Below are 6,765 nucleotides of genomic sequence, written 5' to 3' on the forward strand. Positions count from 1 at the left end.
GGTCGTTCATTGCTTGACCACATCTACAAGTCCATTTTCCCATAATTAACCTCAGTCACGACTTAATTCTTCAAGGAAAAATTGATTGAGAGCTTTCCAGTCTTTCTTTTCCTCTGTAACACTTTGGACGTAGTCATCCAGCTCTTGGATATTTTTGATGATAAAGTCATGAATTGGCTCTATCGGCTCAATTTCCATACCTTCAGGTCCCTTTACCTTTATATCAAGCAATCTAGACACATGCTCTTTCATTTCATCAGGGAGGAGTTCTTTGACCAAATCATCAAACAAAATCGGTGGAACAGAGTGATGTTTTTCAATCCAACGACAAGCTAAAATGGGACGAAGTGCATAGAAATACTTTTTTGGTTTGACCTTATCTCCTGAAAGATACTTATTCATTTGAGTTCTAGCAGTATTTAAGTAATGGTGGAGCATCTTTTTCTCTGAAAAATACTGACTAACAAGCGGACGGATACGGTCAATAAAGCCTTCGTCTTGCTGGTAAACGATTGGCGACTGTAACCACTCAAAGAGGGTTGGATTTGACTTATAAAGCAACTTTAAAGCCTTGTCCAAATCCCAGCCACTCACATCCCAAGTATCGTCAATTGGTAGTTCGATGACATCGCGATGATCGTTCAAGCTTAGATAAAAATCTTGCTTGTGCTTGTATACAAAACGCACATCAAAATCACTATCCGGAGACTCAAAGCCCCAAGCGCGACTACCAGACTCAATTGCCCACAAAACAGTAACATCATAATCACGCTCAATTTCTGCTAGTTTTTCAGGTACTAGCACATTCATTTCTTCTTGTGTTTGCATGGTAGTTCTCTTTCTATATTCAAGCTACTTCTTCAGCGCGATTATTGATTAAGTCAATTGTTTGGACAATATTCCTCAATACTGGTATTTGATGTTGAAATAGTACTTGTACGGATCCATAAGATTTAAACGGTTCTTGTGTCAGCATTGACTTATCCATATAACCATTTTCAACGACATAATCGACAATCAATTTTACAAAAGAAATTTGCTTAGCATTAAGGCTTTCATCTGACAAGAACTTAGAAAACACTTGATTAGCAGCCTCTCTATTCAAACCAATAATCTCACGAACCAATCTAGGAATAGCCTTGTTCTCATAGTGCTGCTGATAGTCAGTTTTACTTCCTAATTTTTCCCATAATAGAGTTTCTAATGCTAATAAATCTTGTGCAGTCAACTTCTTGTTATGATACAATTTAGAAATTGCTTCCTCATCCAAATGAGCTTTCAAATAATGCTCAACTTTTTCGTTATAGGATCGAAGATCATTTACCTGCAAATAAGGAGTGGTTTCATAAACAGTAGAAAGAATTCGATCTTCAAAATTGACATAATATACTTTTCGGCTCGTTTTATCTAAGAATTGCAATAAATCCCTTAGAGAAAGGCGTATTTTTTCAAGTTCAGACAAGCTTACTTCCTCCCAAAATTCAGGTTCTTGAACTTTCCTGATAATTTCAGCCTGTGCAAAGACCTGAGGGATATTGCCAACAGAAGCAAGAGCCTGAGCAGTTTTCATAACTTGAGATATATGAGTCCGTGATGGCTTAGAGGTTAGTTGTCCTACTTGAATTTCTAACATCCATAAATCAAAGCGTCTCGCCATTTCATTTTCTTTATCTTCATCAAACATGAGAGGAGATATATGAGTATGAAGATTTTCACATGAAATCGTTGTAAGATTTTGCCAATTTTCTAATTTCTTATAGGTATAAACCATATCTAAGACCATACGAACTCTAAAGTCTAACTCATTCAAGTCCTCTACATGACTATGAAGTTCTGAGACGAGTTGCTGACGATACTCTCTTGCAAATGGATCCTCTTGATAGTGAAGGTCTTGCAGTTCACGAATCAAGTCCACCTTGATATTAAACAAACGATGTGCCAAGGGAACAATATGACGTCCATTTCCTTCTCTCGGATCTGCTTTGAAGTATTCAAAGTTGTCACCATAATCAAATACCAAGAAGTTTTCCTTATTCTGATCTGGTCCAAATAAATCTTTACAGAGACGCGTTCCACGACCAATCATCTGCCAAAATTTTGTTTTTGAGCGCACTTTCTTGAAAAAGACTAAATTGACAACCTCTGGAACATCAATACCTGTATCCAGCATATCAACTGAAATTGCAATTTGAGGGTGTTTCTCTTTGATTTTAAAATCATCAATCAAGGTCTGATAATGTTTAATACTGTAGTCAATCACCTGAGCATAGTCGCCCCCCTTTTCAGGATATCGTTTATTAAAAATCTCTCTAATAAATTCAGCATGATGATGATTCTTTGCAAAGATGATAGTTTTTCCAATCTCATCACCCGAAGCCGTCTGAATCCCTCTCGTCATTAGTTCATCTAGAACAATCTCTACTGTACCTTTATTAAAAATAAAGGAATTAAAAGCTCCAGCATCAATGTCTTTTTCTAGACTATCATCTTCAAATTGGCTATCAAAATATTCTTTATCTTCTTGGGATAGATCATCGTAATGAAGCCCATCTGTAGGTAATTCTAACTTGGTTTCAATCGAATGATAGGATACCAAGTATCCATCCTCAACAGCCTTTTCAAGATCATAAGCATAGGTAGGAACACCATTTTCCAAGTTAAAAAATCCATAAGTGTTTTTATCAAGGTCCTGACGAGGTGTGGCCGTTAAGCCTACGATTCTAGCATCAAAATAATCAAAAATGGTCTTGTATTTTTGATAAATAGAGCGGTGGGACTCGTCAATAATGATAAGATCAAAATGACCAACAGTGAAAGGGCGTTGAATGACTTCTTCCTGATCACTAATAGCTCCAACCATGGTCGGATAAGTAGAAAACACCATACGACTTGATCGTGCCCCAGCTTTATCCTCTAAAAAGTTACAAACCGAAAGATCTGGAAGTAATTTCCTAAATGAATCATAGGCTTGTTTTACAAGAGATGTTCGGTCAGCTAGAAAGAGAACATTTTTGACCCAATTGTGACGTGATAGGATATCAACAAGAGAGACTGCTGTTCGAGTTTTCCCAGAACCAGTTGCCATTACCAAAAGAGCTTGTCTTCGATTGTTAGAAAAAGCCTCACAAACACTTGCAATCGCATGTTTCTGGTAATATCGGCCAGAGATATCGTCTCTGATTTTACTAGAAATATCCTCAAGTGGTTTTTGCAAATGTCGTCTGTCCATCAATAATTGCAATTCTTCTTGAGAATAGAATCCTGCGACCTGGCGACGATTTACACCATCAAGAATGTAGTGCTTGAGGCCATTTGTAATAAAACAAATCGGTTGGTAACCTATTTTTTCCTCTAGCGCATTAGCATATTCCTTGACTTGTACCTCACCGACTTCTGGATTCACTGCAGCCTTTTTGGCTTCAATAATTGCTAAAATCTTTCCATTTTTACCATAAAGGACATAATCACAATAACCTGTTCCTGAGCCGTGGTTCAGTCCATTAACAGCGACTTCAACTCGACAATTTTCTTCAAATTTCCAACCCGCTAATCGTAAATCAATGTCAATAAAAAGTTTTCTCGTCTCAGCCTCAGATAACTGATCGATATGAAAGGAAACCTCTTGTCGTTGAGCAGCAGTTTCACGTTTTTCTGTATAATTCTCTTGAACTTCCAAGGACTGTACAGCCATTTGTTCATGAAAGTCAGGCATAACAGGTAAACTGTCTTGCAGTTCCACCATGGCTTGTGGTGTTTCTCTTTTCTTGACATTCTCTGAAATTGGCAATAACTTCTCGGCAAAAAAACGTTCCACAAACTCATTGCTGTAGCAGTAATCAATAAAGTTTACGAACTGGTACAAATGATGTAAGGCTAAAATCGCTTCACGTTCCTTGATCTCCCCACCATGAGCAGCATGATTGCCCCAGCGTATCAAGAGAACCATCTGACTATGAAGCTCTGGATCTACGATTTCTCTAAAGTCATCATCCCAAACTAATGAAGACAAGGTAGCACGATAAGGGGCTTCCAAATAAGAATCATGGCTATAAATCCAATGAACAGCCTGTTCCAAGGCACGACGCGCCATGAAAGCTGTCGCTACAGTGGATGTCCCAATCATATTCTCAGCTTCTATACAGGGCCTCGAAAAAGATTCATACTCCTCGTTATTTAAAAGAAAATCAAAATTTCCCATTTTTCTCTCACTTTGATTAAATAGATAGCTATATTATACTAGATTTTAAGCTATTTCTCCACAGTTTTATAGCCATCTGACAAGCAAATTGTGATTTGTCAACCTGAGCCACAAAGTCTGCGAACTCGTTTTGGAGGGAAAGAGGGGGGAGGGGGATGGTTAATTCTTCAATCTGATTTTTTGTTATCGCTTGACGAGTAGCACCTGAACTTTCTCCTATTTTCTGTAGCAAACTCTTAAACTCGGAAGTTATTAGAAGTTGATTTAAAAATATTGGTGATAATAAGTGCTTTTTACAACGAATTATAGAAACATGCTGATTAACTCTCGCAGGCAAAATAATTTGTGGAACAATACAACAACGAGATACAGATGCACCTGTAATATTCAGCAAAACATCGTCAGATTCAACAATTACATTATTTAATTTTTCAGCCTGAACATTAGTTAAATAAGCTAAATCTTTGAAAATAAACTTACCATCATATACATTCATACTTCTAATGAGCGCTATCCCTTCGTTGACATAACTTTCTCTTCCTCCTCTAGGTGTAGCCCCTGAACCAATTTTTAATGTTAATTTTGATAATCTATGCTTTTCCCAACCCATTTCATTCAAAATAGGATCTCCAAACATCTCGTTAAATCGGGATTTGCACTTAAGAGATGAATTTCTGATGGGAATGTTTGACATTACTTTGGTTGACCATAGCATAGGCTAAGGTTGTGTTAATTTTGCTGTGACCTAGCAGTTTTTGGACTTGTTCGATAGGCATTCCTTTATCAATTGCCTTTGTTGCTAGTGTTCTTCTGAATTTATGAGGGTGGACCTTTTGGATTCCAAGCTTTTGACCTAACTTTCTTAATCGAATCTCAACACCAGCTATTCCGAGTCTCTGAGCTTTTCCAAGCAAGGTAACAAAAAGAGCTGGATGATTATCTTCTCTGATTTTGATATAGTTTTTTAAATGGATTTTCGTACGAGCATCAAAATAAACAGGTCTTTCCTTTTTACCTTTCCCAAATACAACACATTCACGATTTTCAAAGTCAATATCTGAGCGATTCAGTTGAACAAGTTCTCCCACGCGCATTCCTGTTGAAGCTAGTAGATCGATCATTGCTAAATCCCTTAAGTTTTCACAATTGTCTCGCATGATTTCAAGATGTTCATCAGTATAAGTTTCTTTCACAGTTTGTTCGGTCTTAATCTTTTTTATCCGTCGAATAGGATTTTTGATGATATATTCCTCCTGCTCAAGCCAAGCAAAAAACGAAGACAAGATGCGTCGGATATTGTCCAAATTTGCTTTACTGCAATCTTTTTCTGACTGATACTGTGCTAGATAACTTCTCAAATCATCTGTTGTCAGTTGTGTTACAGACTGCTTTATGCTCGTAAATAAATTTTCAATAGTCCTTTGATAATAACGAATCGTTTTTGCGCTACAACCCTCCACCTGTTTAGCAGTAATGAACAAGGCTAACAAGGATTTATTCGTATACTTCTGTTGATTGACACCATTTACTAAATGGCGCTCTAAACTCTCCCGCAATGCTAGTAATTGTGCATTGTTTAAAAGGGGTAGCATTTCTTGAATGATGATTGTCACTTTTGTTTCCATATTTTCTCACTTTCATTATTTCAATAAAAAGAGACAATATTAGTTTTCTGAATTACAGAATTCTAATACTGTCTGTTTATCTATTTTTTACTTATAGGATTTAAATATCCAAGCTTAAATTTGGCCATTAGCTCTAAAAGAATGTTCGGAAATCCATTTGGTGTAGCTAGCTAATCTTTCATCTGTTAAGGATTCTACTGCAATAGTTACACACATATCCACCGCTTCTTCAACTGTTACAGAAAAACGATAACCATTTAACTGTAGTAATTTCACCAAAACGAAGAAAGCAGTTCGTTTATTAGCGTTGGCAAAAACATGCTTCTTGATTAATTGGACAAATAGTATCGTTGCCTTATCAAAAATTGTTGGATAAAGAGGTTTGCCAAAAACAAATTGTTCTGGTAAATTGACAATCATATTTAAGGCAGAAGGACTAACTGTCTGAATTTTTTCATTAGGTGAATACCGTTGAATTGCTAAAGAATTGATTTTTTCAATTTGTCTTTCTGTAAGATAGACTGTCATTTTTCCACCAAAGCTTTGAAAACATCATCGTATTCATCAAAGATTTTATCTAAATTTAAGTCAAAGGCATCATCAGATACATAAGAAATTTGATGTTCAGACTCTTCGGGAGTAAAGATAATTTCACCACTTGGTAACAATTTCGCTTCGTATTTTACACCACTTGGAATATTGAATTCACTTGGAATGGTAATGGTGATTGAATTTCCTTGTTTTCTTGTTTTTACTACCATCTGATTTCCTCCTTTGAAGTATTATAACAAATAATTACCGTAATTACAATGACAGAATATCAGCCAAAATACTCTTGCATGAGAGATTTATTCAAATAACTCATCCGAATAAACCGAATATGCATTTGGATCAGGGGCTTTGTGGTCGTTCATTGCTTGACCACATCTACAAGTCCATTTT

General features: G+C 36.5%; 6 protein-coding genes. All 6 read right to left on the reverse strand.

Going from position 1 to position 6,765, the window contains the following annotated elements; genetic code table 11:
• Nucleotides 1-51: 51 nt before the first annotated feature.
• Nucleotides 52-828, reverse strand: coding sequence for a nucleotidyltransferase domain-containing protein (locus tag ADM33_RS08470; RefSeq protein ID WP_049504504.1), 777 nt, complete (start codon nt 826-828; stop codon nt 52-54).
• A 19-nt stretch (nt 829-847) separates the two neighbouring features.
• The gene (locus tag ADM33_RS08475; RefSeq protein WP_049504507.1) at nt 848-4,198 is read right to left on the reverse strand and encodes a DEAD/DEAH box helicase family protein; all 3,351 of its coding nucleotides are present in this window, start codon (nt 4,196-4,198) and stop codon (nt 848-850) included.
• A gap of 28 nt (nt 4,199-4,226) precedes the next feature.
• On the reverse strand, nt 4,227-4,913 hold the full coding sequence (locus ADM33_RS08480; protein ID WP_049504508.1) for a restriction endonuclease subunit S: 687 nt from the start codon (nt 4,911-4,913) through the stop codon (nt 4,227-4,229).
• Entirely contained in the window at nt 4,858-5,823 is a 966-nt protein-coding gene (gene xerA, locus ADM33_RS08485; protein ID WP_049504510.1) for a site-specific tyrosine recombinase/integron integrase, read from the reverse strand. Before xerA ends, ADM33_RS08480 begins: the two co-directional genes overlap by 56 nt.
• 114 nt (nt 5,824-5,937) lie before the next feature.
• Nucleotides 5,938-6,351, reverse strand: coding sequence for a type II toxin-antitoxin system death-on-curing family toxin (locus ADM33_RS08490; protein ID WP_049504511.1), 414 nt, complete (start codon nt 6,349-6,351; stop codon nt 5,938-5,940).
• Nucleotides 6,348-6,584: an AbrB family transcriptional regulator gene (locus ADM33_RS08495; RefSeq protein ID WP_049504513.1), complete on the reverse strand. Its 237-nt coding sequence runs from the start codon at nt 6,582-6,584 to the stop codon at nt 6,348-6,350. The genes ADM33_RS08490 and ADM33_RS08495 overlap by 4 nt, the downstream gene beginning before the upstream one ends.
• Nucleotides 6,585-6,765: the final 181 nt, after the last annotated feature.

Source organism: Streptococcus oralis (assembly GCF_001075875.1).
GTDB lineage: Bacteria > Bacillota > Bacilli > Lactobacillales > Streptococcaceae > Streptococcus > Streptococcus oralis_I.

Bases quoted from the DNA above. Each gene is read 5' to 3' on its own strand.
- ADM33_RS08470 (WP_049504504.1), bottom strand. From the start codon at position 828: ATGCAAACACAAGAAGAAATGAATGTGCTAGTACCTGAAAAACTAGCA.
- ADM33_RS08480 (WP_049504508.1), bottom strand. From the start codon at position 4,913: ATGCTATGGTCAACCAAAGTAATGTCAAACATTCCCATCAGAAATTCA.
- ADM33_RS08495 (WP_049504513.1), bottom strand. From the start codon at position 6,584: ATGGTAGTAAAAACAAGAAAACAAGGAAATTCAATCACCATTACCATT.
- xerA (WP_049504510.1), bottom strand. From the start codon at position 5,823: ATGGAAACAAAAGTGACAATCATCATTCAAGAAATGCTACCCCTTTTA.
- ADM33_RS08475 (WP_049504507.1), bottom strand. From the start codon at position 4,198: ATGGGAAATTTTGATTTTCTTTTAAATAACGAGGAGTATGAATCTTTT.
- ADM33_RS08490 (WP_049504511.1), bottom strand. From the start codon at position 6,351: ATGACAGTCTATCTTACAGAAAGACAAATTGAAAAAATCAATTCTTTA.